The 22,212-nt window shown below is 71.7% G+C and carries 24 protein-coding genes; 10 read left to right on the plus strand and 14 right to left on the minus strand.

The features are described 5' to 3' along the window. Positions 1-10: 10 nt before the first annotated feature. Genes ACQ86M_RS12385 through ACQ86M_RS12400 form a run of 4 tightly spaced genes read right to left on the minus strand, consistent with a single transcriptional unit; the run spans position 11 to position 1,837 of the window. A complete protein-coding gene (locus ACQ86M_RS12385) occupies positions 11-502 on the minus strand; it encodes a universal stress protein (protein WP_431245668.1) in 492 nt (163 codons plus the stop codon). A 21-nt stretch (positions 503-523) separates the two neighbouring features. Then, on the minus strand, positions 524-943 hold the full coding sequence (locus ACQ86M_RS12390) for a pyridoxamine 5'-phosphate oxidase family protein (protein ID WP_431218967.1): 420 nt from the start codon (positions 941-943) through the stop codon (positions 524-526). Further along, positions 930-1,709 (minus strand): universal stress protein, encoded by a 780-nt coding sequence (locus ACQ86M_RS12395; protein ID WP_431245669.1) that lies wholly within the window; start codon positions 1,707-1,709, stop codon positions 930-932. Before ACQ86M_RS12395 ends, ACQ86M_RS12390 begins: the two co-directional genes overlap by 14 nt. Then, on the minus strand, positions 1,685-1,837 hold the full coding sequence (locus ACQ86M_RS12400; RefSeq protein ID WP_431245670.1) for a universal stress protein: 153 nt from the start codon (positions 1,835-1,837) through the stop codon (positions 1,685-1,687). Before ACQ86M_RS12400 ends, ACQ86M_RS12395 begins: the two co-directional genes overlap by 25 nt. Before the next feature lie 125 nt (positions 1,838-1,962). On the opposite strand from ACQ86M_RS12400, the gene ACQ86M_RS12405 reads away from it, so the two are divergent. From ACQ86M_RS12405 to ACQ86M_RS12415, 3 genes are all read left to right on the plus strand, one after another. Continuing rightward, positions 1,963-3,852, plus strand: coding sequence for a zinc-binding alcohol dehydrogenase family protein (locus ACQ86M_RS12405; protein ID WP_431245671.1), 1,890 nt, complete (start codon positions 1,963-1,965; stop codon positions 3,850-3,852). Positions 3,853-3,946: 94 nt separating this feature from the next. Continuing rightward, a complete protein-coding gene (locus tag ACQ86M_RS12410) occupies positions 3,947-5,638 on the plus strand; it encodes a GAF domain-containing sensor histidine kinase (protein WP_431245672.1) in 1,692 nt (563 codons plus the stop codon). After that, positions 5,635-6,276: a response regulator gene (locus tag ACQ86M_RS12415; protein WP_431218971.1), complete on the plus strand. Its 642-nt coding sequence runs from the start codon at positions 5,635-5,637 to the stop codon at positions 6,274-6,276. Before ACQ86M_RS12410 ends, ACQ86M_RS12415 begins: the two co-directional genes overlap by 4 nt. On the opposite strand, the gene ACQ86M_RS12420 is transcribed toward ACQ86M_RS12415, so the two are convergent. The 3 genes from ACQ86M_RS12420 to ACQ86M_RS12430 are packed head-to-tail and all read right to left on the minus strand — an operon-like array spanning position 6,277 to position 8,160. Then, a complete protein-coding gene (locus ACQ86M_RS12420; protein WP_431245673.1) occupies positions 6,277-6,771 on the minus strand; it encodes a universal stress protein in 495 nt (164 codons plus the stop codon). A gap of 16 nt (positions 6,772-6,787) precedes the next feature. Beyond that, positions 6,788-7,672 (minus strand): universal stress protein, encoded by an 885-nt coding sequence (locus ACQ86M_RS12425; RefSeq protein ID WP_431245674.1) that lies wholly within the window; start codon positions 7,670-7,672, stop codon positions 6,788-6,790. Next, the gene (locus ACQ86M_RS12430; protein ID WP_431245675.1) at positions 7,669-8,160 is read right to left on the minus strand and encodes a pyridoxamine 5'-phosphate oxidase family protein; all 492 of its coding nucleotides are present in this window, start codon (positions 8,158-8,160) and stop codon (positions 7,669-7,671) included. Before ACQ86M_RS12430 ends, ACQ86M_RS12425 begins: the two co-directional genes overlap by 4 nt. A gap of 105 nt (positions 8,161-8,265) precedes the next feature. On the opposite strand from ACQ86M_RS12430, the gene ACQ86M_RS12435 reads away from it, so the two are divergent. Further along, on the plus strand, positions 8,266-8,571 hold the full coding sequence (locus tag ACQ86M_RS12435) for a DUF5652 family protein (RefSeq protein WP_431218975.1): 306 nt from the start codon (positions 8,266-8,268) through the stop codon (positions 8,569-8,571). A 74-nt stretch (positions 8,572-8,645) separates the two neighbouring features. Continuing rightward, positions 8,646-8,918 carry a hypothetical protein gene (locus tag ACQ86M_RS12440; RefSeq protein WP_431218976.1) on the plus strand — a complete coding sequence of 91 codons (273 nt, stop codon included), beginning with the start codon at positions 8,646-8,648 and terminating at the stop codon, positions 8,916-8,918. Here the strand turns inward: ACQ86M_RS12440 and ACQ86M_RS12445 are convergent. From ACQ86M_RS12445 to ACQ86M_RS12470, 6 genes are all read right to left on the minus strand, one after another. Further along, a complete protein-coding gene (locus tag ACQ86M_RS12445; protein ID WP_431245676.1) occupies positions 8,915-11,107 on the minus strand; it encodes an alpha-galactosidase in 2,193 nt (730 codons plus the stop codon). The two genes, ACQ86M_RS12440 and ACQ86M_RS12445, sit on opposite strands and share 4 nt — an antisense overlap. A 54-nt stretch (positions 11,108-11,161) precedes the next feature. Further along, complete coding sequence (locus tag ACQ86M_RS12450; RefSeq protein WP_431245677.1) at positions 11,162-12,499, minus strand: ABC transporter substrate-binding protein; 1,338 nt, start codon at positions 12,497-12,499, stop codon at positions 11,162-11,164. Between the two features lie 68 nt (positions 12,500-12,567). Next, entirely contained in the window at positions 12,568-13,497 is a 930-nt protein-coding gene (locus ACQ86M_RS12455) for a carbohydrate ABC transporter permease (protein WP_431218979.1), read from the minus strand. Further along, the gene (locus ACQ86M_RS12460; RefSeq protein ID WP_431245678.1) at positions 13,494-14,420 is read right to left on the minus strand and encodes a carbohydrate ABC transporter permease; all 927 of its coding nucleotides are present in this window, start codon (positions 14,418-14,420) and stop codon (positions 13,494-13,496) included. Before ACQ86M_RS12460 ends, ACQ86M_RS12455 begins: the two co-directional genes overlap by 4 nt. Further along, a complete protein-coding gene (locus ACQ86M_RS12465; RefSeq protein ID WP_431245679.1) occupies positions 14,417-14,596 on the minus strand; it encodes a Beta-galactosidase C-terminal domain in 180 nt (59 codons plus the stop codon). The genes ACQ86M_RS12460 and ACQ86M_RS12465 overlap by 4 nt, the downstream gene beginning before the upstream one ends. Beyond that, positions 14,593-16,461 carry a beta-galactosidase gene (locus ACQ86M_RS12470; RefSeq protein ID WP_431245680.1) on the minus strand — a complete coding sequence of 623 codons (1,869 nt, stop codon included), beginning with the start codon at positions 16,459-16,461 and terminating at the stop codon, positions 14,593-14,595. Before ACQ86M_RS12470 ends, ACQ86M_RS12465 begins: the two co-directional genes overlap by 4 nt. Positions 16,462-16,640: 179 nt before the next feature. On the opposite strand from ACQ86M_RS12470, the gene ACQ86M_RS12475 reads away from it, so the two are divergent. The 5 genes from ACQ86M_RS12475 (at position 16,641) to ACQ86M_RS12495 (ending at position 20,884) form a co-directional block, all read left to right on the plus strand. Next, positions 16,641-17,651, plus strand: a complete 1,011-nt coding sequence (locus tag ACQ86M_RS12475) for a LacI family DNA-binding transcriptional regulator (protein WP_431218980.1) — start codon at positions 16,641-16,643, stop codon at positions 17,649-17,651. Positions 17,652-17,657: 6 nt separating this feature from the next. After that, complete coding sequence (locus ACQ86M_RS12480) at positions 17,658-18,257, plus strand: TMEM175 family protein (protein ID WP_431245681.1); 600 nt, start codon at positions 17,658-17,660, stop codon at positions 18,255-18,257. A 42-nt stretch (positions 18,258-18,299) separates the two neighbouring features. Continuing rightward, the gene (locus ACQ86M_RS12485) at positions 18,300-18,734 is read left to right on the plus strand and encodes a VOC family protein (protein ID WP_431218982.1); all 435 of its coding nucleotides are present in this window, start codon (positions 18,300-18,302) and stop codon (positions 18,732-18,734) included. A 35-nt stretch (positions 18,735-18,769) separates the two neighbouring features. After that, positions 18,770-19,300, plus strand: a complete 531-nt coding sequence (locus ACQ86M_RS12490; RefSeq protein ID WP_431245682.1) for a GNAT family N-acetyltransferase — start codon at positions 18,770-18,772, stop codon at positions 19,298-19,300. 279 nt (positions 19,301-19,579) lie between these two features. Then, positions 19,580-20,884: an O-acetylhomoserine aminocarboxypropyltransferase/cysteine synthase family protein gene (locus ACQ86M_RS12495; RefSeq protein ID WP_431245683.1), complete on the plus strand. Its 1,305-nt coding sequence runs from the start codon at positions 19,580-19,582 to the stop codon at positions 20,882-20,884. Positions 20,885-21,007: 123 nt separating this feature from the next. Here ACQ86M_RS12495 and ACQ86M_RS12500 read toward each other — a convergent pair whose 3' ends face one another. Next, on the minus strand, positions 21,008-22,186 hold the full coding sequence (locus tag ACQ86M_RS12500; protein WP_431245684.1) for a MalY/PatB family protein: 1,179 nt from the start codon (positions 22,184-22,186) through the stop codon (positions 21,008-21,010). Positions 22,187-22,212: the final 26 nt, after the last annotated feature.

The raw sequence follows: 22,212 nt of genomic DNA on the forward strand, positions 1-22,212 counted from the left end.
CTTCGCCCTCTCAGCGCCGTCCGGCGCCTTCGGCGTCGTGGATGACGAGCACCGGGCAGTCCGCATGCTCCACGCACGACCGCGACACCGATCCGAGGAGCAGGCCGGTGAACCCGCCCAGGCCCCGGCTGCCGACGATCAGCATCTCGGCGCCCTCGGACTCGGCGATCAGCTGCCGCGCGGCGGAACCGCTGCGGATGACGGTCGAGTACCAGTCCGGCACGGAGCCGCCGAAGACCTCGCCGGCAGCCTGCTCCGCGATCGCGTAGGCGTCCGCCTCGGGCGACCAGCCCTCCATCACGTAGCCCGGCCATGACTGCGGGAACTCCCACACCGTGACACCGACGAGAGTGCAGCCCAGCTGCTCGGCGATCCGGGCTCCCCGCCGCAGAGCGGAGAGCGAGGAGGCGGAGCCGTCCACCCCCACCACGATGCGGCCGCCCGGGTGGATGCGGTCGCTCGAATCCGTCCCGGTGCCCGGTGCGGTGTCCTTGTCTGACATGCGGTGCGTCCTTCCTGGCTGCTACCAGCGGTCCGGCTCGGGCGAGCGCTGGAAGCGCCGGCCCGTCATGGTGTCGATATCGATGTGAACGTAGCGGTACTTGAGGGTGGGGATCCAGGGCTGCAGCGGTGCCGTGTCGGCCTCGTCGATCTCGGCCTGGTGTTCGAGCTGGCGGGCGCGGCCGTGCGCGATCACGCTCCAGGCTTCGTCATCCGTGTAGCCGTCGGTCTCGAAGGCCACGGCGCTGTGCACGGTCAGCTCCAGGAGCTTCGTGCCGGGCGCCGTGCGGATCAGGATGCTGTCGCCGTCCGAGTAGTAGTTGACCGGGAAGATGTCCGGCTCCCCGCCGGCGGCTGTCGCCAGCCGGCCCAGCGTCCCCCGCTTCAGGACCTCGCGGCATTCGTCGCGGGTCAGCTCCTGCACCGGCTCATCCGATGGCATGGCTCTCTCCTTTCGCGTGCGGCGGAACCGTCACGCTCGCCTGCGGCGCATGGACCACGATCGTGGGGGACGACAGATTGAGCAGGACGTCGTACGCAACACCGCCCAGGCCGCCCAGCTGCGGCTGCTCCTTGCGGGAGTCGCCGATCACCAGCAGCTCGGCGCCGCGAGCCACTTCGTTGAGCGCGGTGCCCGGCGGCCGCCGGACGACGCGGCTCCGGATCGTGATGCCCGGCTGCCGCTGCCGGGCGCGCGCCGCAGCGGAGGCCAGCAGTGTGCGGGCCTGATCGTCGCGCTTGGACTGCCAGTCGGGCTCATCCTCGTGCCGGCCGATGTCGAGCAGCACGGCGGTGCTGGAGGAACGGACCGCGACCAGCTCGCACTGATGGTCGCAGGCGAGGTCGGCGGCGAGGTCGAGGGCGGCGTAACCGGCGGGCGAGTCGTCCACGCCGACGACGACGCCGCGGCGCAGCCGCGACTCGCTCTCGGGGACGACGGCCACCGGGCCCACCGCGAGGTTCGCCAGCTGGAGGCTGCGCGAGCCGAACGCGCGCCCGTAGTGGAACCCCGTCTTGTGGGTTCCGACGACGAGCATGACGTCGGTGTCGCTGAAGGCGGCGAGCGCGGTCATCGGGCTGCCCCTGAGCAGTTCGCCGGTGACCGGCACATGCCCGGCCAGCGAGTGGGCGTAGGCGAGCTCGTCGTCCAGTCGTCTCTGCGCGCCGTCGTCCACCTCGTCGATCAGCTGGGATCCGATGACCCCCACTCGTCGTCGGCGACATGGATGAGCGTAACCTCGGCCCCATGGTCGCGTGCGTGCGCGATCGACCATCGGACCGCTGCGCGCCCGGGCACGGACCCGTCCACCCCGACGATGAACCTGCGGATGTTCATGACCACCTCCGATCGCAGTCTGCGTTCGCCGCGACCGGCGGGAAAGGTCCTAGGTCCCGCGGGACCTATGACCCCCGGCACGGTGGTGCCGCACCGGTTGACTTCGAGGGGAAGGAGGGCGAGGGATGAGCGTCATGCGCGCCTGGCGCACCACCGGCAGCCCGGGCGGGCTCGAGCCGGTGCAGCTCGCCGTGCCCGAACCGCAGCCGGACGAGGTGCTGGTGCGGGTCGAGGTGTGCGGGATCTGCCGCACGGACCTGCACGTCGTCGACCACGAGATCCCCGTCCACCGCGCCCAGGTCGTCCCCGGCCACCAGGCGATCGGCCGGGTGGAGGCGGTCGGCGGCGCGGTGCGCCATCCGTCCGTCGGCGATCGCGTCGGGGTCGCCTGGCTGCGCCGCACCTGCGGCCAGTGCGAGTTCTGCCGCAGCGGGGCGGAGAACCTATGCGCCGACTCGGAGTACACGGGGTGCAATGCCGACGGCGGCTTCGCCGAGCTGCTGACCGCCCCCGCGGCGTTCGTCTATCCGCTCGACGACGGCGCCGACCCGCTCGAGACGGCTCCCCTGCTGTGCGCCGGCATCATCGGCTTCCGTGCGCTGGAACGCGCGAACCTCCCGCCCGGCGGCACGCTCGGCCTGTACGGATTCGGCTCCAGCGCGCACGTGACCGCCCAGCTGGCGCTCGCATCCGGCGCGCGGGTGTTCGCCATGACACGCGGCGAGCAGAACCGGTCGCTGGCGCGCGAGCTGGGCGCCGCGTTCGTCGGCGGGGAGGCCGACGCACCTCCGGAGCCGTTGGATGCGGCGATCGTGTTCGCCCCCGCGGGCGGCCTGGTGCCGGTGGCGCTGCGCGCGACGCGGAGCGGTGGGACGGTGGTGCTCGCGGGCATCGAGATGTCCGACATCCCCTCCCTGTCGTACTCCGACAGCCTCTTCCGCGAACGCGACCTGCGGACGGTGACCGCGAACACGCGCGCCGACGGCGCCCGCTTCCTGGCCCTGGCGGGTAATCTCCGGCTACGGCCGACGGTGACCGCCGTCCCGTTCGAGGCGCTCGGCTCCGCCATCGCCGACCTCCGCGAGGGCCGGGCCCGCGGATCCCTGGTCCTCCGGATCGACCCCCGGAATGAGGAGAGAACGATGCTCGAGCGAACGGTCACCTGCTGGAACGGCTCCGACGCGTCGGAGGCCGCCCTGGACTGGGCCCTGCGCCGGTCGCGCGACACCGGCACCACGATCGAGGTGTTCGACGTGATCGACCGGGCGCTGTTCGAAGGCGACCCGGCGGCGCTCGAGCGGGCGTCCGTCCAGGAGGAGCAGCGGCTGGCCGCGCGTCTCGACCACATCGCGGCCACCGATCCGTCGGCGGTCTCCGCCAGCGCCCTGCTGGTCGGCGACCCGCTCGACGTGCTCTCGGAGCAGACCCGGCCCGACACGCTCGTCGTCGTCGGCACCTCCCGCCGCACAGCGCCGCGCATGCGCTACGGCTGGTCGCTCGGGGCGCGACTCGCGACCACGGCCTCCGGCCCGGTCGCCATCGTGCCGACCGAGGATGAGGACGCCGCCCGGACACGGTCGGGCGTGGTGGCCGGAGTCGACGGCTCGGAGATCGCCGCCCGCGCCCTGGAGTTCGCGGCGGCCGAGGCCACCGCCCTCGGCGAGCCGCTGACGGTGGTGCACTGCTGGCAGGAGCCGCTCGCCGACGAACCCCTGGTCGTGCCCGACGACGAGTTCGTGGACTCGCAGCAGCTCGCGCACCAGCAGCTGCTGGACGACCAGGTGCAGCGCATCCGCGCCGCCTACCCCGACCTGACGGTCGAGCCGGTGCTCCTCCGGCGCCACCCCGTCGCCGGGCTGGCCGCCGGCTCCGAGCGCGCGCGGCTGCTCGTCGTGGGCAGCCGGAGGCTGACCGGATGGGAGCGCACCTGGCTCGGGTCCGTGTCCCACGGCGTGGTGCTGCACCTGGCCGCGCCCACCGTGATCGTGGGCCCGGAGACCCGCGTGGGCGGCTGATCCTCCCCATTCTCGGAATGGCCCCCTGGGGTACAATCGCGCCCAAGAGGACCCACCTCCGGCCGTCGGCACGACGGCACCCGGAAGGGATGCGATGCAGGGCGACGAGCCGATCACGTTCCCGGACGGCCCCCGGGCGGAGTTGGACAACGCCCTGGCGCAGCTCGTGGAGCAGGCCAGCCGCGTGATGCAGACGCAGGGCCGCCTCCGGGCGCTCGTCGGGGCCAACCGTGCGGTCGTCTCGCACCTCGACCTCGCCACCGTGCTCCGGACCATCGTCGAGGCCGCTCTCGACCTCGTCGGCGCCCACTACGGAGCCCTCGGCGTCATCGCGGAGGGCGGCGGACTGGAGCAGTTCATCCACGTCGGCATGCCGCCGGAGGACGTCGAGCGGATCGGCCACCTGCCCGAGGGACACGGGCTGCTCGGGGCGCTGATCGACGACCCCCGGCCCATCCGCATCCCCTCGATCGCCGACGACCCGCGGTCCGCCGGCTTCCCCGAGGGGCACCCGCCGATGACCGCGTTCCTCGGCGTCCCCATCACCGTGCGCGACACGGTCTACGGCAACCTCTACCTGACCGACCCCGAGTCCGGCGGTTTCACGGACGAGGACGAGCAGCTGGTCAAGGCCCTGGCCGCGACCGCCGGCTTCGCCATCGACAACGCGCGGCTGTACGCGGAGTCGTCCGCGCGGCAGGCCTGGACCGCCACGGCGGCCGAGCTGACCGCGTCCGTCCTCGGCGGCGAGTCGACGGACGCCCTGGCCGAGCTCATCACCCGCGCCGGCGACCTGCTCGGGGCACGGGTCGTCTACGTGCTGGAACTGGAGGCCGACAAGGCCCCGCTCCGCATCACCGCCGTGACGGAGCCCGCGCGGGCCGCAGCCCAGGAGGCCGCCGACGTCGACCTGCTGCGCAGCGCCCTGGAGGGGCAGCAGCCCACGCGCCTCGAAGCGCTCCCGGCCGCTCCCGGGCCGGACGGCTGGCAGACCGGTCCCGCGCTCGCCGCCCCCTTCCTGCTCGCGGACGGCCGGCCCGCGGTCCTGGTGGCGGTCCGCGACGCCGGAGCGCTCGGCTTCAGCCCGTTCGAGGTGGAGCGCGCCACGGGCCTCGCCCGGCAGGGCTCGCTCGCCCTCGAACTCGCCGCGGCCCGCGCCGACCGCCAGCGCGCGCAGCTCCTGGAGGAGCGCGCCCGCATCGCCCGCGACCTGCACGACCACGTCATCCAGCAGCTCTTCGGCGCCGGCATCGAGCTGCAGAGCGTCGAATCCGCACTCGGACCGGGGGCCCTCACCGACCGCATCGACGCGGCGGTGACGTCCATCGATCAGGCCATCGCCGAGATCCGGACCGCCATCTTCGCGCTGTCGCATCAGCGCAGCGACGGCCGCAGCCTCCGCCACCGCGTCCTGGACATCGTGCAGGAGATCGGCGGTGCGCTGCCTGAGCCGGCCACGGTGTCCTTCTCGGGACCGGTCGACATCGTCTCGGAGCCCGCCGTCGCCGACGACATCGCCGCCTTCGTCCGCGAGGGACTGACGAACGTCGTGCGTCACGCGGAGGCGGGCACCGCCTCCGTCGCCGTCTCGGCCTCGGCCGACGAGATCGAGGTCGCGGTCGTCGACGATGGACGCGGGATCGGCGACACCACCCGCCGGAGCGGCCTCGGCAACCTGACGGACCGGGCGGAGAAGCGCGGCGGGTCCCTCTCGGTGGAGTCCGGGCCGCAGGGGACCCGCGTCTGGCTGCGGCTCCCGGTGCCGACGACCGGAAGCGCCCGATGACGGCGGCCGTGCGGGTCTTCCTCGTCGACGACCACGAGATCGTCCGCCGCGGGCTCGCGGCATTGATCGACGCCCAGGACGACCTGGAGGTGGTCGGCGAGGCGGCGACCGCGGCCCAGGCCCGCGCCCGCATCCTCGCCGTGCGACCGGACGTGGCCGTGCTCGACGTCCGGCTCCCCGACGGGACGGGCATCGACGTGTGCCGGCGCATCAAGCAGGAGGCTCCGGAGATCCGCTGCCTGATGCTGACCGCCTACGACGACGAGGACGCCCTGCGCGCGGCCGTCATCGCCGGCGCCGACGGGTACGTCATCAAGGACATCCGCGGCAGCTCGCTGCTCGACGATATCCGCGCCGCCTACCGCGGCAAGCGCCTGATCGATCCGCGCGTGGCGACCCGCGTCGCCTCTCAACTGCGCGAGCCGGCGGACGACCCGCGCTTCTCCTCCCTGGGCCTCCGCGAGCGCCAGGTGCTGGCCCTGATCGCGGACGGCTTCACGAACCGGCAGATCGGCGAGCGGCTGGGGCTGGCCGAGAAGACCGTGAAGAACTACGTCAGCTCCCTGCTCGCCAAGCTCGGCCTCGAGCGCCGCACCCAGGCCGCCGTGCTGCAGCTCGAGCACCGCAACCGCGGCTGATCAGGCCGGCGACTGCGTCTGCTGCCGCTGCTCCGGCCTGTGCCGGTGATGCTCCCCCTCCGGGCGCACGACGAGCACGGGGCAGGGCGCCTGGGTCGCGCAGTACAGACTGACCGACCCCAGGAACGGCGACGCCAGTCCGCTCACCCCGCGGCTGCCCACCACGAGCATCGCCGCGCCCTGCGCCGCCCCGACGAGGACCGAACCGGGATGACCGGGCTCGGCCCGCAGGTGCACCCAGTCGGGGATGTCGCTGCCGAACTCCTCATCCACCAGGTTCTGCAGGGTGCCGTACGCGACGACCTTCGGCGAGCGCTCGGGTTCGGGGAAGTACGCGTCGTACATGGAGGTGGAGTGCTGCCACGCCATGACGACGTCGAGGTGCGTGCCCAGTGCCGCCGCGAGCCGGGCCGCCTCGTGCAGCGCACGGCGGGACTCGTCGGAGCCGTCCACTCCGCAGACGACCGCCGGCGATGTCGTCTTCGATCTCTCCATGGCCGGCCTCCTCGGTTCAGACCTCGGCCGCGACATCCGGCGTGACGAAGGTGTACTCCTTCGGCGTCACCAGCACCGGGCACGGCAGGTTCAGCAGCACGTCGTGGCTCACGGAACCCACGACGGCGGCCGTGAAACGCCCGCGGCCACGGGTGCCGACGACCAGCAGCGCGGCTCCGCGCGCCCGCTCGATCAGCGCCGACGCGGGGTTCTGCCGCAGCACGACCGGAGTGATCGGCGCCTCGTGCGCTGTCGGCACGTCGGCGATCGCATCCGGGACGACGGCGTTCTGCCGAGCGAGGTAAGCAGGGTCGACGTCCGTGCCCTCGTCGAGCGCCCGGTGGAAGATCTCGGGCACGTCCCAGGCGTGCACGGCCTCGATGTCGGCCCGGAGCCAGCTGGCCTCGGTGACGGCCAGCGCCAGGGCCGACCGCCCGAACGGCGACTCGTCCACCCCGACCACGACGACGTTCCGCTCCACGTCGGGCATGTCGGGGATGACCGCGACCGGGCACTCCGCCTTCGCCGCGACCCGCAACGGCAGCGAGCCGATCCGCGCGCCGGACCCGTCCGTCCGCCGGTCGGTGCCCACCACGAGCAGGGAGGCGCCCTCCGCCGCCCGCAGCAGCGCGCCGGCGGGCGGCCCGTCGACCCAGCGGAAGTCCGCCGACACGGCCGGCGCGCGATCCCGCACGTGGGCCTGGGCCTGACGGAGCTCGAACTCCAGCCCGGTCGTCACCTCCGCACGCGGGCCGAACACCGCGGCGCCGAGCCGGGTGTCCAGCCCGGCGACGACGTCGAGCGTTCCGCCGCGGCGGTCGACGCGCTGGGTGGCCCAGTCGAGGGCACGCCAGGCGGAGGGCGAGCCGTCGAAGCCGATGACGACGCGCGAGCCGGTCATGAGCGTCCGTCCGCCCGGCCGGTGATGGTGTGCAGCCGGAGGCGGAAGATCGCGGCCGAGTTCACCGGCCGTCCGAGCCCGCTCCGGTCGTCGTCCAGGCGCGGGATGTCGAGCGTGCGCCGCATCCCCATCTGCGCGCCGGGGTGCTCGCTGCCGGAGGGTGCGGCCAGGGGCCGGAAGCGGTCCAGCAGGTAGTCCATCCCCTCCCGGGCCTCGGAGCCGAGAAGCTGTTCGAACGTGCCCCAGGCGATGACGCTCGTCCACTCGTCGATGCTCACCACGTCATCCACCTCGAAGCAGATCTCCGGATGCGCACGCAGCGCGTCGAGCTTGCGGCCCTGCGCGCTGTGGGCGTAGACATCGCCGTCGCGGTAGGCGTACGAGATGGGGACCACGTACGGCGTCGAGCCGTCGACCAAACCGAGGCGTCCCACCGTCTGTTCCGACAGGACGTCGTCGATCTCGTCGCGGGTCAGTTCTCTGGGCATCGGGACTCCTGTCGTGTCTGCTGCTTCGAGCCTCCCGCCCCGCCGCCCCTCGCGTCGGGACCTTCGGCCCTTCGCGCACACGCCCTCCGGGTCTTGAGTGGAGCCATGAAAGCCAAAGTGCAAGAACGGCATCGCGGGCAGCTGCAGGAGATCGCTCCCGCCGGCCGCGCGCTCATCGGCGTGGGGATCGCGTGGAGCCTCGCCTGGAAGGGCGCGTCGCTGTGGCGCGCCGCGCGCAACGAGAGCAAGCCCTGGTTCGTCACACTGCTGCTGTCGAACACCCTGGGCGTGCTGGACGCCATCTACCTGTTCGGCGTCGATCGACGGCACCGTCGCGACGATCGGACGGAGCGAGCGATCCTGGCCGCCACGGGCGAGCCGGCGCAGCGGGGCCACCTCTCGGAGACGTGATGAGAATTTGGCTAGCTTCTCCAGCTATACGCCGTCGAACGAGTTAGTCTTCTCCCGGGGGGACGGAGAGACCCATGCCGAACTACCTCATCACGATCGCCGGTCGCCGTTTCACGGCCCCCGAGAACGACATCGCCCAGATCCGTGCGCGCATCACGACGGCCGTGCAGTCCGGAGGGGCCTTCGTGCCGATGCACGTCAGAGACCAGACCGTGCAGGCCCTGATCAGCCCCGGCTCGGCGGTCTTCATCGACGAGCTGCCGTCGGAGGAGCGTCAGGTCGCCGGCGCCGCTACCGTCGAGACTGCGGCGCCCGCCCACGACGAGTTCGACGAGTGGGGCATCTAGGAGCCGACGGCGACCGCCTCCACGAGCCAGACGGTATCGGGATAGGAGACCGGTGACTCGACGCCGGCTCGCGCGAGCGCTGCCCCGGACAGGATGACGCCGTCCGGGTCCGCCGCCCACGCGGGTGCTGCCGCCTCGCCGCGGGGAGAGCCCAGGCCGAGCAGCCGCACGCGGTAGCGGCGGTCGGCGGCCAGGCCCCGCATGGTGATCCGCCCGATCGGCGCCACGTCGGAGCGGCTCACGTAGGCGAGCGAGAACAGCGCCCGGCTGCGGTCGGGGGCGACGACACCGCCGATCAGCAGCGACGGGTCGACCTCGTCCATCCGCACCAGGTCGCCGCTGTGCAGGAGGTCGCGGTTCGCCCGGTAGTACGCGATCCACTCGCGCAGCTGGCGGAGCTCCGCCTCCGTCGCCCCGGTGAGGTCCCACTCGATGCCGAGATGACCGAACAGCGCCGTCGCGGCCCGGAAGGCGAGCGTGTGCACGCGATGCGTCGTGTGCGACCGGCCGGAGGCGATGTGCGCGCCGAGCAGTTCGGGCGGCAGCAGCTGCTGCGTCCAGCGCATCATGCCCTGGCGCTCGAGCGGGTCGATGCAGTCGGAGACCCACACGCGGTCGGTGCGCTCGACGATCCCGAGGTCGACGCGGGCGCCGCCCGAGCTGCACGATTCGATCTCCAGCTGCGGGAAGCGCTGCTTGAGCTCATCCATCAGTCGGTAGACGGCGAGCGTCTGCTCGTGCACGCCGGGACGGCCATTGGGAGCGGACCCCGCATCCACCAGGTCGCGGTTGTGGTCCCACTTGATGGAGGCGATGTCGTTGTTCGCGAGGATGTCGACCATCCGGTCGCGCACGTACCCGTACGCCTCGGGGAGGCCGAGGTCGAGCACCTGCTGGTGCCGCGACTCCACCGGGAGCCGACCGCCGGTCTGCAGGATCCACTCGGGATGCGCCCGCGCCAGGTCGGAGTCGGGGTTCACCATCTCGGGCTCGAACCACAGGCCGAACTCCATGCCGAGCGAACGGACGTGATCGATCAGCGGGGTGAGCCCGTCGGGCCACACGGTCTCGTCGACATACCAGTCGCCCAGGCCGGCGTGGTCGTCGCGCCGGTGGCGGAACCAGCCGTCGTCGAGCACGTACCGCTCGACCCCGAGGTCGGCGGCGCGGTCGGCGAGGGCGGTGAGCTTCGCCAGGTCGTGGTCGAAGTAGACCGCCTCCCACACGTTGAGGGTCACCGGGCGCGGGCGACGGGGATGCTGCGGCCGGTCCCGCAGGTGCCGGTGCAGCCGGCCCGCCTGGTCGTCGAGCCCGTCGCCGTAGACGGCGAACAGCCACGGCGTCCGGTAGCTCTCGCCCCGGGCGAGCACGACCTCGCCCGGCAGCAGCAGTTCGCCGCCGCCGATGACCTGGTCGCCGGCGGAGAGCCGCTCGGCGTAGTGCCGGTGGTCGCCGCTGAAGCCGACGTGCACGCCCCAGACCTCGCCCCGGGCGAAGCCGAAGCCGGGCTCGCCCGCGGCGAGCAGCGTCGCGGCGTCGGCTCCCGTGCGACCGCGGCGGCCCTCGCGCACGTGGGCGCCGACGGTCAGTGCCGTCCGCTGCGGCGTGCGCTCCTTGCCCCAGCGTCCCGCGAAGTCGAGCAGCTCCCGCGCCCGAGGCGGCACCGGCAGGGCGAGGGAGAGGTCCTCCAGCCGGTACAGGTCGCCGCGGTTGGTGAGCTCCGCTGCGAGGCGGAGCACGCCCGCCGCCGAGAGGTCCACGTCGAGGGCGAGCTCCAGCTGCGCGACGTCATCGCGGGCCAGGATGCGGACCGCGCCGCCCGGCACCGTCACCAGCCCGTCGGCCGGGTCGATAACGCCGGCGTCGACCTCCGTCACCTCCGTCACGCGGAACCACGGCGACCACGCGCCGCCGTCGTCACGGTTGCCGCTCAGCCCCGGCCGGCCGAGCCACCCCGTGTGCTGCTCCGGCAGCAGGGAGAGCCTCACCGGAACATCCGGCGTGTTCGGCACCACGGGGCGGGCGCCCGCGGCCACGATCGCGCGCGCATCCGCCGCGGTCAGCTCCCCCAGTGCGGCGCCCCAGTGGGCGACCGCGGGAAGCCGCTCCTGCGACACGTCGAGGAGCACGCTCACGCCGCCCGCCGTCAGATGGATGCTCTCGAGGGACACCGGATCTCCTTCTCGCATGCGGACGGGGCAGGCGAACCGCCTGCCCCGTCCATTGTCGTCGTGCTGTGCGCGTCAGCCCTTGACCGGGATGGACTGCGCCTTGAGTGCCTTGACCGTCGACTCCTGCGCCGCCTTCAGCGCGTCGGTCAGGGTGCCGCTGCCGCTGACCGCGCCCTTGAAGCCGTCCGCCACATCCGCGTACGTCTGCGTCATGGTCGGGCCCCAGGTGAAGTCCGGCTTGACCTGCGAGGAGGCCTTCGCGAAGACGTCGTAGATCTTCTGGCCGCCGTAGAACGCGACGCCGTCCTGCAGCGCGGGCAGCTTCAGGCCGTCCTTCGTGGCCGGGTACAGGTTCGCGGCCTTGTTCAGAGCGGTGAGCGCCTCCGACGACGTGTTCAGCCAGAGGGCGAACTTGGTCGACTCGTAGAGGTGCTTCGAGCCGGTGAAGGCGACGACGGAGCTGCCGCCCCAGTCACCGGCGGCGGTGTCGCCCGCGGACCACTGCGGGGAGGGCGCGACCGCCCAGTCGCCCGCCGTGTCCGGAGCGCCGGACGAGATCGAGTTGGCGCCCCACACCGCGGAGTTCCACGTCCACGCCTTGCCCGAGTTGTAGGCGTTGTTCCACTCGTCGGTCCACGCCGGAACGGTCGAGACGAGGCCGTCCTTGATCATGCCGTTCCAGTAGTCGGCGACCTTCGTGGACTCGCTGCCGGTCAGGTTCACGTCCCAGGTCTTGCCATCGTTGGCGAACCACTGGCCGCCGGCCTGCCAGACGAAGCCGGCGAACTGGTTGATGTCGGTCTGCGAGAAGTTGGTGATGTAGCCGCCGAGAGCGCGGATCTTCTTCGCGGCCTCCTTGTACTCGTCCCACGTCTTCGGGATCGCGATGCCGTTCTTCTCGAAGAGGTCCTTGCGGTAGAACATCGCCATGGGGCCGGAGTCCTGCGGGATGCCGTAGACCGACTTGTCGGAGCCGAGCGACACCTGGTTCCAGGTCCAGTCGACGAACTGGTCCTTCGCCTTCACGACGGCGGAGCAGGCGCTGAGGTCTTCCAGCGCGTTCTGCACGCGGAAGTTCGGCAGCGCGTCGTACTCGACCTGGCCGAGGTCGGGGGCGTTGCCCGCCTTCACCTCGTTGAAGAAGTTCTTGTAGGTGCCGTTGTTCCCGTTCGGGCCCTCCTGCACCTTCACCTGGATGTCCGGGTTCTTCTGGTTCCAGAGCTTGACGACATCCGCCATCCCCGGGACCCAGGTGGTGAAGTCGAGCGTGACCTTGCCGCCGGACGGCTTGCAGGCGGCCGCGCTGTCGCCGGAACCCGACGACGACGAAGACGAGGAGCAGCCGGCCAGGGCGACCGCGGCGCTCATCGCGACGGCGGCGAGGACGGCGATTCTCTTCGGGTATCGCATTGTGATCCTTCTCTCGGTGTGATTCACCCGGCTTCGGCGCCGGGAGTCGGTGGGGTCGTTCGCCGCGGCTACTTGAGCGAGCCGGAGCCCAGCCCGTTCCGCCAGTAGCGCTGGAGGAGCAGGAAGGTGACGACGAGCGGGATGATGGACAGGAAGGCGCCGGACAGCACGAACGTGCGCAGCTCGGGCACCTGGTTGATCTGCGTGTTCCACGTGTAGAGGCCGTAGGTGACCGGGAACAGCTCGGTCGAGCGCAGCATGATCAGCGGCAGGAAGAAGTTGTTCCAGATCGCGACGAACTGGAACAGGAACACCGTCACGAGCGCCGGCGTCATCAGCCGCACCGCGATGGTGAAGAAGGTGCGCAGCTCGCCGGAGCCGTCGAGGCGGGCGGCCTCGATGAGCTCGTCCGGCACGCTCGCCGCCGCGAAGATGCGGCTGAGGTAGACGCCGAACGGGCTGACGATCGACGGGAGCAGCACCGCCCAGATGGTGTCCGTCAACTGCACCTTGCTGAACAGCAGGAACAGCGGAAGGGCCAGCGCGGTCGCCGGGACGAGCACGCCGCCGAGGACGACGTTGAAGATGCTCTCGCGGCCGCGGAACCGGTACTTGGCGAGCGCGTAGCCGCACATCCCGGCGAGCAGCGTCGCGAAGAAGCCGCCGACGCCCGCGTACAGGATGCTGTTCAGCATCCAGCGCCCGAAGATCCCGTCGCCGTAGGCGAGCATGTCGCCGATGTTCTTGAACAGGTTGAAGTCGGCGAACCACAGCCCGTTCGTCGTGAGCAGCTGGCCGCGGGACTTGCTGGAGGCGACGACGAGCCACCACAGCGGGATGAGCGTGTACAGGGTGAACAGCACCATCACCGTCATGGCGACCGTGCGCGACACTGCGCTCTGGCGCGGGGCGGTCCCCTGCCCGCGACGACGGCGACGGCGCACCTCCCGCTCGGCGCGGGCTCCGGTCGGGACGGGGATGAGCGTCTCGGCGGTCATGCGTCCTGCCCCTTTCGCTGCGTCACCTTGAGGAAGGTGAACGAGAGGACGAAGGTCGCCAGCGCGAGCACGACGCTGAACGCGGCGGCGAGGTTGTAGTTCGGGAGCGAGCTGGTCGCGTAGATCGTCATGTTCGGCGTGTACGTGCTGGTGACCGCGGAGCTGAACGAGGCGAAGACCTGCGGCTCGGCGAGCAGCTGCAGCGTGCCGATGATCGAGAACACGGCGGTCAGGAGGATCGCGGGACGCACGATCGGGATCTTGATCGACCACGCCATCCGGAACTGGCCGGCCCCGTCGAGACGCGCGGCCTCGTAGATCTCCTGCGGCACCGCGAGGAGCGCCGAGTAGATGATCAGCATGTTGTAGCCGACGTAGACCCAGGTGACGACATTGGCGATCGACCAGAGCACGAGGTCGGCGCCGAGGAACGGCACGGCCTTGGTGAGCGCCGAGAACGGCGACAGGTTCGGCGAGAACAGGAAGCCCCACATGATGGCCGCGATGACGCCGGGCACGGCGTACGGCACGAAGTAGGCCAGCCGGAAGAAGCGCTTGCCCCGGATCAGCGGCGAGTCGAGCAGCAGCGCGAACACCAGGGCGAGGCCCAGCATGACGGGCACCTGCACGACGCCGAACAGGAGCACGCGGCCGACGGAGGTCCAGAACGCCTGGTCCTGGAACACCAGCGCGTACTGCTGCAGGCCACCGAACACCTCCGTCGCCGGGCCGAAGGTGCCGTCGCGCTGCACGACGAGCAGCGACTCCCAGACGGCGTAGCCGACGGGAAGCGCGTAGAACAGGGCGAACAGCACCAGGAACGGTGCGACCAGGGCGAGGATCGCGCGCTTGTGCGGGGTCCTGATGCGACGGGTCGGGCGCTGGATGGTGTCGGCCCGCGGGGTGGCGGACGTCACGGTCATGACGCATCCTCTCTGCTGGTCCGGCTGTCGCCGGCGGGGACGAGGACGGGCACGGCGTCCTCTCTGATGACACGGACGCCGCCCGCGGGCACGACGACGCTCGCGTCGAAGCGGTCGCCCGTCACCAGGTCGGTGCCGGTCGATGCGAGCTCGATGTCGTGGTCGCCGTGGTTCACGGCGAAGAGGAACGAGACGCCGTCCTCGCCGATGCGGCGGGTGACGTCGAGCTCGGCGGCGCCGGCGGCGAGGGGGCGACGCCGGCGCCGTCGAGGGCTTCTCGGACGAGGTCGTCGAGGTCGAGCTGGTCGAGCTCCGTCGCGACGTACCAGGCCACGCCGCGCCCCAGGGCGTTGCGCGTGATCGCGGGGCTGCCGGCGGCGGGGCCCTCGGCGAAGGCGTCGACCACCGTGGCGGAGGTCGCGCGGCCCCGCTCGCTCCACACGGTCCCGGTGCGGCCCGAGGCGAGCCGCACCCGGTCGCCGGGGGCGAGAGGCGCGAACTCGTCCATCCGCACGCCGAGCACGTCGCGCAGCAGGCCCGGGTAGCCGCCCGTGACGACCGCCTGCTCCTCGTCGACGATGCCGCTGAAGAAGGAGACGAAGAGGTGGCCGCCCTGCTCGACGTAGTCGTGCAGGGTCGCCGCGTCCTCCTCCCGGAGGGAGTAGAGGGCGGGCACGGCGACCAGGCGGTAGCCGCCGAGGTCGGCGCCCGGCGCGACGACGTCGACCGTGATGCCGGCGGCGCGCAGCGCGCGGTACGCCGCGTGCACCTGCTCCAGGTAGCGCACGCCCTCGCTCGGCAGGTTCTCGCCGTTCGCCGCCCACCAGGCCTGCCACGAGAAGACGATGGCGGCATCCGCGTGGACCGTCGTGCCGACGACCTCGGTGAGGTTGCGCAGCGCGTGAGACAGCTCCTGCGCCTCCCGCCAGGTGGCCGAGTCGGTGCCGGCGTGCGGCAGCAGAGCCGAGTGGAACTTCTCCGAGCCGCGGACGGACGCCCGCCACTGGAAGAAGCAGATCGCGTCGGCGCCGCGCGCCACATGGGTGAGCGCGTTGCGCAGCAGCTGGCCCGGCGCCTTGGCCAGGTTGACCGGCTGCCAGTTCACGGCTCCGGTCGAGGTCTCCATCAGCATCCACGGACGGCCGCCCGCGAGCCCGCGGGTCAGGTCGGCGGCGAAGGCCAGCTCGGTGGTCGGGTCCTCGAGGCGGTCGTCGAGGTAGTGGTCGTTCGCGATGATGTCGAGGTCGCCCGTCCAGCTCCAGTAGTCCATGTTCTGGATGTGCGCCGCGTTCATCAGGTTCGTCGTGACCGGCAGGTCGCTGTGCCGGCGGATGACCTCGGCCTCGGCGCGGAAGTGGTCGAGCAGGGTGTCGGACGAGAAGCGGTGGAAGTCGACGACCTGGGCCGGGTTGCGCGTGGACAGTGTGGTGCGCGGCGGCAGGATCTCGTCCCACTGCCCGTACCGCTGGCTCCAGAACGCCGTGCCCCACGCCTCGTTGAGCCGCTCGATCGTCTGGTAGCGCTGGCGCAGCCACTCGCGGAAGGACGCGGCGCTCACGTCGCAGTAGCAGAGCGCGTTGTGGCAGCCGAGCTCGTTCGACACATGCCAGAGCGCGACCGCGGGGTGGTGGCCGTAGCGCTCGGCGATGCGCTCCACGAGGCCGAGCGCGTAGCGGCGGTAGACCGGGGAGCTCGGGCAGAAGGCCTGACGTCCGCCCGGGAAGCGGCGCGTGCCGTCGGCGGCGACGGGCAGGAGCTCGGGGTGGAGGGTGGTGAGCCAGGCGGGTGTGGACGAGGTGGCCGTCCCGAGGTTCACCCGGATGCCTGCCGCGTGCAGCAGCTCGATGATCTCGTCGAGCCCTGCGAAGTCCCACTCCCCCTTCGCCGGGTTGACCTGCGCCCAGCCGAAGATGTTGATTGCGACGAGCCCGACGCCGAGCTCGCGCATCAGGGCGATGTCCTCGTGCCACACGGCGCGATCCCATTGCTCGGGGTTGTAGTCGCACCCGAGGATCATGCCGTCTGCGTCGGGGATGAGCACCGCGGCTCCTTTGCCATTCTGTGAACGTGCACACATCGAGGTGCAATCGTCCCGGTCATACATGTGGGAACGTGCACAGTCCGGTTCACCCTAGAGGAGGATCGGCGGGACTGTGAACGTGCACAGACTAAGCAGATCCAATCCCGGCTGTCAAGCTCCGCATCCCCTAGACTTCGAGCATGACCGAACCGCGCCGCCGGGCCACCGTGATGGATGTGGCGCTCGAGGCGGGCGTCTCCCGCGGCACGGTCTCGCGCTACGTGAACGGCGGCCACTACGTCTCGAGCGAAGCGCGGCGGGCGATCGAGGCGGCCATCCGCAAGGTCGGCTATACGCCGAACACGGCCGCGCAGAGTCTCGTCCGGCAGCGCACGCAGGCGGTCGGCTTCATCGTCCACGAGCCGCACTCGGTGTTCCTCGAAGACCCCAACATCGGCGTCATCATGCTCGGCGCGAACGCCGCGCTCTCGGCCCGCGACTACCAGATGGTGTGCCTGATCGTGGACTCCGACCGCGACACCGACCGGGTCTCCCGCTACCTCAGCGGAGGCTTCGTCGACGGCGCGATCGTCGTCTCGGCGCGCGACCGCGACCCCATCCTGTCCGTGATCGAGCGGCTCGGCCTCCCCGCCGCCTTCGTCGGCCACCCACCGGGCATCACCGCCCCGTACATCGGCATCGACAACCGCGGCGCCGCCGCCTCCATCACCCGCCGCCTCATGGACACCGGCCGCCGCCGGATCGGCATGATCGCCGCCGCCCTCGACCGCGACTCCGGCGCCGACCGCCTGGCCGGCTTCCGCGAGGCGCTCGGGATCGCCTACGACCCCGAGCTGGTGGTCCCGGTGCCGCTGTACTCGTTCAACGACGGCGCCGCCGGGATGCGCACCCTGCTCGAGCGCGCCCCCGACATCGACGGCGTGGTCGCCGCCTCCGACGCGGTCGCCGCCGGTGCCATGCAGACGCTGCTCGAGGCCGGCCGCTCGATCCCCCGCGACGTCGGCCTGGTCGGCTTCGACGACAGCTCGTGGGCGACCCGCACGACTCCGCCCCTCTCGACCGTGCACCAGCCCGCCGAGGGCCTGGGGCAGGCCGCCGCCGAGGCCGTGCTGGAGCAGATCCGCACCGGGGACACCAGCGCCGGCGGCCTCGTGCTCGACACCCCGATCGTCTGGCGCGAGTCCGCCTGAGGCGCCATGCCCAAGATGCGACTGGAGGCGTTCAGCGACGGGGTGCTCGCCGTCGCCATCACGCTGCTCGTGCTCGACCTGCACCTCGAGCCCGGGAACGGCGAGAGCCTGCTCGACCAGCTCGCTGCCGCCTGGCCGTCGTTCGCCGCCTACATCGTCAGCTTCCTGGTGATCGGCGTGATCTGGGTCAACCATCACTCGATCTTCCGCATGGTCACGTCCATCGACCGGGTGCTGCAGTTCTGGAACCTCATTCTGCTGATGGTCGTCACCACCATCCCCTTCACGACCGCCACGCTGGCCGGAGCGCTCGCGGACGGCAGCGCGGCCGACATCCGCGTCGCCGCCGTGCTCTACGGCGGCGCGTCGACCGGGTTCGCCATCGCGTTCACGTTCTTGTACGCGCGCATCACGCTGCTGGCCCAGCGCTCCGGCGCGATGGACGCCACGGGCCGGCGGTCGGCGCTGCTCCGGTTCGGCGTCGGCACGGTGCTCTACCCGCTGCTCACCGTGGTCGGCGTCATCTACGCCCCCGCGATGCTCGTCGGTTTCGCGGTGCTGAGCGTCTACTACCTGTTCAACCAGACCGGCTCCGCCGAGGCGTGACGGGGCGTGACTCGCGCCGGGTGGCTCGGTAGCATCCAGCACATGGCCATCACCCTCGAGAACGTCGGCATCGCCGTCCGCGACCTCGAAGAGACGATCGCGTTCTTCACCGACCTCGGGCTGACCGTGGTCGGCCGGGACACGGTCAGCGGCGAGTGGACGGACACCGCCGTGGGCCTCGACGGCAACCACGCGCGCATCGCGATGCTGCAGACCCCCGACGGGCGAGGACAGCTCGAACTGTTCGAGTACATCCACCCCGAGGCGATCGAAACCGAGCCGACGCTGCCCAACGAGATCGGGATGCACCGCGTCGCGTTCCAGGTGGACGACATCGACGAGGCGCTGGCCGTGGCGGCGCGGCACGGATGCTTCCCGCTGCGAGGCGTGGCCACCTACCGGGACGTCTACAAGCTGAGCTACGTCCGGGGGCCGAGCGGCATCATCGTCATGTTCGCCGAGGACCTGCGGAAGTGAATGCGGAGGTCCCGTGCTGCGAGGATGGGATCACCATGACCGACACCGTGAGCGCCTCCACGATCCGCATCCGCCCCGCCGAAGCGTCCGAGTATCCCGCCATCGGCGAGCTGACGCACGCCGCGTACACCCACGACTACGACGACCTGCCGGCGCACTACCGCAACGAGCTGAAGCATCCCGAGGCGTTGGTCGACGCGTTCGACGTATTCGTGGCCGAGGACGCGGACACCGGCGAGCTGGTCGGCACGATCGCGCTGCTGCGGCAGGGCGAGGACTTCGAGGGCCACATCCGCCCGGGCGAGCTCTACTTCCGGCTGCTCGCGACGCACCCGTCGGCCCGCGGGCGCGGCGTCGGTGCAGCGCTCACCCGGTTCGCTATCGAGCAGGCGGCGCAACGCGGCGACCGCGCGGTCGTGCTGAACAGCGGCCCCGACATGCTGGGCGCGCACGCCCTCTACACGAAGCTCGGCTTCACCCGCCGCTCCGAGCGCGAGGAGGTCATCACGCTGCCCGACGGCCGCGAGCTGGAGCTGCTCACCTTCGTCCTCGACCTGCCGGCGTAGGCGCCTATCGAAGGAGATCGGGGGTCGATTCTCCTTCGATGGGCAGTCCTGCGGGAGATTCGGCCGGGATTCGGCCGAATCTCCTGCGTCGCGGATGGCCCGGCCTTCAGCGTGCGCTGACGGATGTCGTCGGCGAACGCGCTGCGTCGTCGAAGGCGCTGTGCGCCGGGAAGATGACGTCGGCCTGGCGTGCGGCGAAGTCGCTGCTCGAGGAGCGGGCGGCGTCGCACGGCGCAACATCGCCTGGCAGCCTTCGCGCACTGTCACTACAGTGACCCCATGCCGGACGCACGCTCCCGACCGCTCGACTTCGAGACCCGCCAGATCCACGCCGGAGCCGTGATCGACTCCGACACCCGCTCCCGGGTGACGCCGATCTACCAGACGGCGGCCTACGTCTTCGACGGCTTCGACGACGGCGAGGAGCGGTTCGCCGGGCGCAGCGCGTACCGGGCGTACTCGCGCAACGACAACCCGACGAACGCGGTCGCCGGACGCCGGATCGCGGACCTCGAGGGCGGCGTGGACGGGATCGTCGTGGCGAGCGGGCAGGCGGCGATCGCCTCGGCGCTGAGCGCCCTCGCGGCCAGCGGTGACCACATCCTGGCCACAAGGTCGCTGTACGAGGGGACGCGCGAGATGTTCCGCGGCGTGCTCGCCCGGCAGGGCATCGCCTTCGAGTACGTGCCCGACGACGCGGACGACGCCGAGTGGGCGTCGCGCATCCGCCCGAACACGAAGGCCGTCTACACCGAGACGCTGCCCAACCCGCTCGGCCAGGTCGTCGACATCGAGCGGCTCGCGCGGCTCGCCCACGCGGGCGGGGTGCCCCTGGTGGTGGACAACACCGTCCCGACCCCCTACCTCTGGCGGCCCATCGAGGACGGCGCGGACATCGTCATCCACTCGACCTCGAAGTGGCTCTCCGGGCACGCGTCCGTGATCGGCGGGGCGATCGTCGACGCCGGCAGCTTCGACTGGGCGGCCCAGCCCGCGCGGTTCCCGCAGCTGACGGAGGAGCCGCGGCCCGGCGTGCCCTCGTTCGCGGCGCGGTTCGGCGCCGGGGCGTACCTGGCGTACCTCCGCAGCGTCATCGTGCTCGAGTACGGGCCGACCGTGCCGCCGACGAGCAGCTTCCTGCTGCTGCACGGTATCGAGACGCTGTCGGTGCGGATGGACCGGCACGTCGCCACCGCGGGAACCGTCGCCACCTGGCTGGAGGGTCGGCCCGAGGTCGCTCGGGTGCACTACCCCGGCCTCGCCTCCAACCCCTTCTACGAGCGGGCGCAGCGCTACCTGCCGCTCGGGGCCGGATCCATCGTCTCCATCGACCTAGCCGGGGGACGGGATGCGGCGCGCCGCTTCATCGACGCGCTGGAGCTGATCTCGCCCATGACGCACATCGGAGACGTGCGCACGCTCGCCATCCACCTCGGCAGCACCATCCACGCGAAGCTGACCGCCGAGGAGCAGGCGGAGGCGGGCATCACGCCGGGCCTCATCCGCCTCTCGATCGGGCTGGAGAGCCCGCGCGACATCCTCGACGACCTCGCCCGCGGCCTGTCCGCCGCCGGCGCCGCCTGACTTCACCCGGCGCGAGCGTCGGAGATTCGAACGAATCGCGGCCGAAACTCCCGCCGCACCGCCTAACGAAGGAGATTCGGCACCGGTTCTCCTTCGTTCCAGAGACGGTTCAGCCGGCGAGTCTCAGCCCGCCAGAGCCCCCGCGGGCTGCGCCGCCGCCGCCGTCGCGGCGATGCGGCGCACCGCCTCCACCACGGTCGACGGGTTGCAGGCCAGGTTGATGCGGGCGAACCCGCGCCCGGGCTCACCGAACGCGAGGCCGGAGTTGAGCGCGACGCGCCCCCGGTCGATCAGCACGCGGGCGGGGTCGTCGCCGAGGCCGGCGTCGCGGAAGTCCAGCCAGACGAGGTACCCGGCGTCGGGGCGGATGACGCGCACGGCCGGCGCCCGGGCGGCGAGCTCCGCCTCCAGCAGCTCCACGTTCGAGACCAGCAGCTCGACGAGATCGTCGCGCCAGCCCACGCACGAGAGGGCGGCGATGTTGGCGTGCAGGCCCAGGATGCTTGTGCGCGCGGCCAGCTCCTCCGGCAGCGCGGTGAGCAGCTCGGCCGACCAGTCGTCGGCGGCGACGACGACCGCGCACTTGAGCCCGGCCAGGTTCCAGGCCTTGCTAGCGGAGGTGACCGTCACCGAGCGGGCGCCGACGGCGCGGGCGACCGGCGCGAAGGGGGTGAAGACGGCTCCGGGATGGGCGAGCGGCGCGTGCACCTCGTCGCTGACGACGAACACCCCGTAGCGGGCGGCGAGGCGGGCGAGCGCCTCCAGGACCTCACGGCTGTGACATCGCCCGGTCGGATTCTGCGGGTTGCACAGCAACAGCGCGTCCGCCCCGGCCGCGAACGCCCGCTCGATGCCGTCCAGGTCGAGCGACCAGTCCTGCTCCTCGAGCAGCGGCACGGTGACGGCGACGGCATCCGCCTCCTCCACCATCTCGAAGAACGGCGGGTACACCGGCGGCGTCAGCACGACCCGTCCGCCCACCTCGGGCAGCGCCAGCCGCAGCGCCTCGACGACGCCGACCGTCACATCCGTCGCCAGGTGGACCGTCGCCGGCTCGACGTGCCAGCCCCACTGCGCGTCGGCGAACCGTGCGAACGCGGTGGCCAGCGGACCGGCCGAGTCGAGGTAGCCGGTGTCCGAGTGACGGAGCGTCTCGGCGACGCGGTCGAGGATGGCCGGCTCGACGTCGAAGTCCATCTCGGCCACGAAGACAGGCAGGACGTCCGCCGGGTAGCGGCGCCACTTGATGCTCGACCTGGTCGCGAACAGCTGCTCCAGGGAACGTGCCGGTCCGAAGCTCATCCGCATACTGTGGCAGCAGGGCGACG

The sequence above is a fragment of the Leifsonia xyli subsp. cynodontis genome, from assembly GCF_050632205.1.
GTDB lineage: Bacteria > Actinomycetota > Actinomycetes > Actinomycetales > Microbacteriaceae > Leifsonia > Leifsonia xyli_D.

Bases quoted from the DNA above. Each gene is read 5' to 3' on its own strand.
- ACQ86M_RS12390 (WP_431218967.1), bottom strand. From the start codon at position 943: ATGCCATCGGATGAGCCGGTGCAGGAGCTGACCCGCGACGAATGCCGC.
- ACQ86M_RS12410 (WP_431245672.1), top strand. From the start codon at position 3,947: ATGCAGGGCGACGAGCCGATCACGTTCCCGGACGGCCCCCGGGCGGAG.
- ACQ86M_RS12400 (WP_431245670.1), bottom strand. From the start codon at position 1,837: ATGAACATCCGCAGGTTCATCGTCGGGGTGGACGGGTCCGTGCCCGGG.
- ACQ86M_RS12485 (WP_431218982.1), top strand. From the start codon at position 18,300: ATGGCCATCACCCTCGAGAACGTCGGCATCGCCGTCCGCGACCTCGAA.
- ACQ86M_RS12490 (WP_431245682.1), top strand. From the start codon at position 18,770: ATGACCGACACCGTGAGCGCCTCCACGATCCGCATCCGCCCCGCCGAA.
- ACQ86M_RS12495 (WP_431245683.1), top strand. From the start codon at position 19,580: ATGCCGGACGCACGCTCCCGACCGCTCGACTTCGAGACCCGCCAGATC.
- ACQ86M_RS12475 (WP_431218980.1), top strand. From the start codon at position 16,641: ATGACCGAACCGCGCCGCCGGGCCACCGTGATGGATGTGGCGCTCGAG.
- ACQ86M_RS12440 (WP_431218976.1), top strand. From the start codon at position 8,646: ATGCCGAACTACCTCATCACGATCGCCGGTCGCCGTTTCACGGCCCCC.
- ACQ86M_RS12445 (WP_431245676.1), bottom strand. From the start codon at position 11,107: ATGCGAGAAGGAGATCCGGTGTCCCTCGAGAGCATCCATCTGACGGCG.
- ACQ86M_RS12455 (WP_431218979.1), bottom strand. From the start codon at position 13,497: ATGACCGCCGAGACGCTCATCCCCGTCCCGACCGGAGCCCGCGCCGAG.
- ACQ86M_RS12420 (WP_431245673.1), bottom strand. From the start codon at position 6,771: ATGGAGAGATCGAAGACGACATCGCCGGCGGTCGTCTGCGGAGTGGAC.
- ACQ86M_RS12430 (WP_431245675.1), bottom strand. From the start codon at position 8,160: ATGCCCAGAGAACTGACCCGCGACGAGATCGACGACGTCCTGTCGGAA.
- ACQ86M_RS12425 (WP_431245674.1), bottom strand. From the start codon at position 7,672: ATGACCGGCTCGCGCGTCGTCATCGGCTTCGACGGCTCGCCCTCCGCC.
- ACQ86M_RS12460 (WP_431245678.1), bottom strand. From the start codon at position 14,420: ATGACCGTGACGTCCGCCACCCCGCGGGCCGACACCATCCAGCGCCCG.
- ACQ86M_RS12435 (WP_431218975.1), top strand. From the start codon at position 8,266: ATGAAAGCCAAAGTGCAAGAACGGCATCGCGGGCAGCTGCAGGAGATC.
- ACQ86M_RS12405 (WP_431245671.1), top strand. From the start codon at position 1,963: ATGAGCGTCATGCGCGCCTGGCGCACCACCGGCAGCCCGGGCGGGCTC.
- ACQ86M_RS12415 (WP_431218971.1), top strand. From the start codon at position 5,635: ATGACGGCGGCCGTGCGGGTCTTCCTCGTCGACGACCACGAGATCGTC.
- ACQ86M_RS12480 (WP_431245681.1), top strand. From the start codon at position 17,658: ATGCCCAAGATGCGACTGGAGGCGTTCAGCGACGGGGTGCTCGCCGTC.
- ACQ86M_RS12500 (WP_431245684.1), bottom strand. From the start codon at position 22,186: ATGAGCTTCGGACCGGCACGTTCCCTGGAGCAGCTGTTCGCGACCAGG.
- ACQ86M_RS12385 (WP_431245668.1), bottom strand. From the start codon at position 502: ATGTCAGACAAGGACACCGCACCGGGCACCGGGACGGATTCGAGCGAC.
- ACQ86M_RS12450 (WP_431245677.1), bottom strand. From the start codon at position 12,499: ATGCGATACCCGAAGAGAATCGCCGTCCTCGCCGCCGTCGCGATGAGC.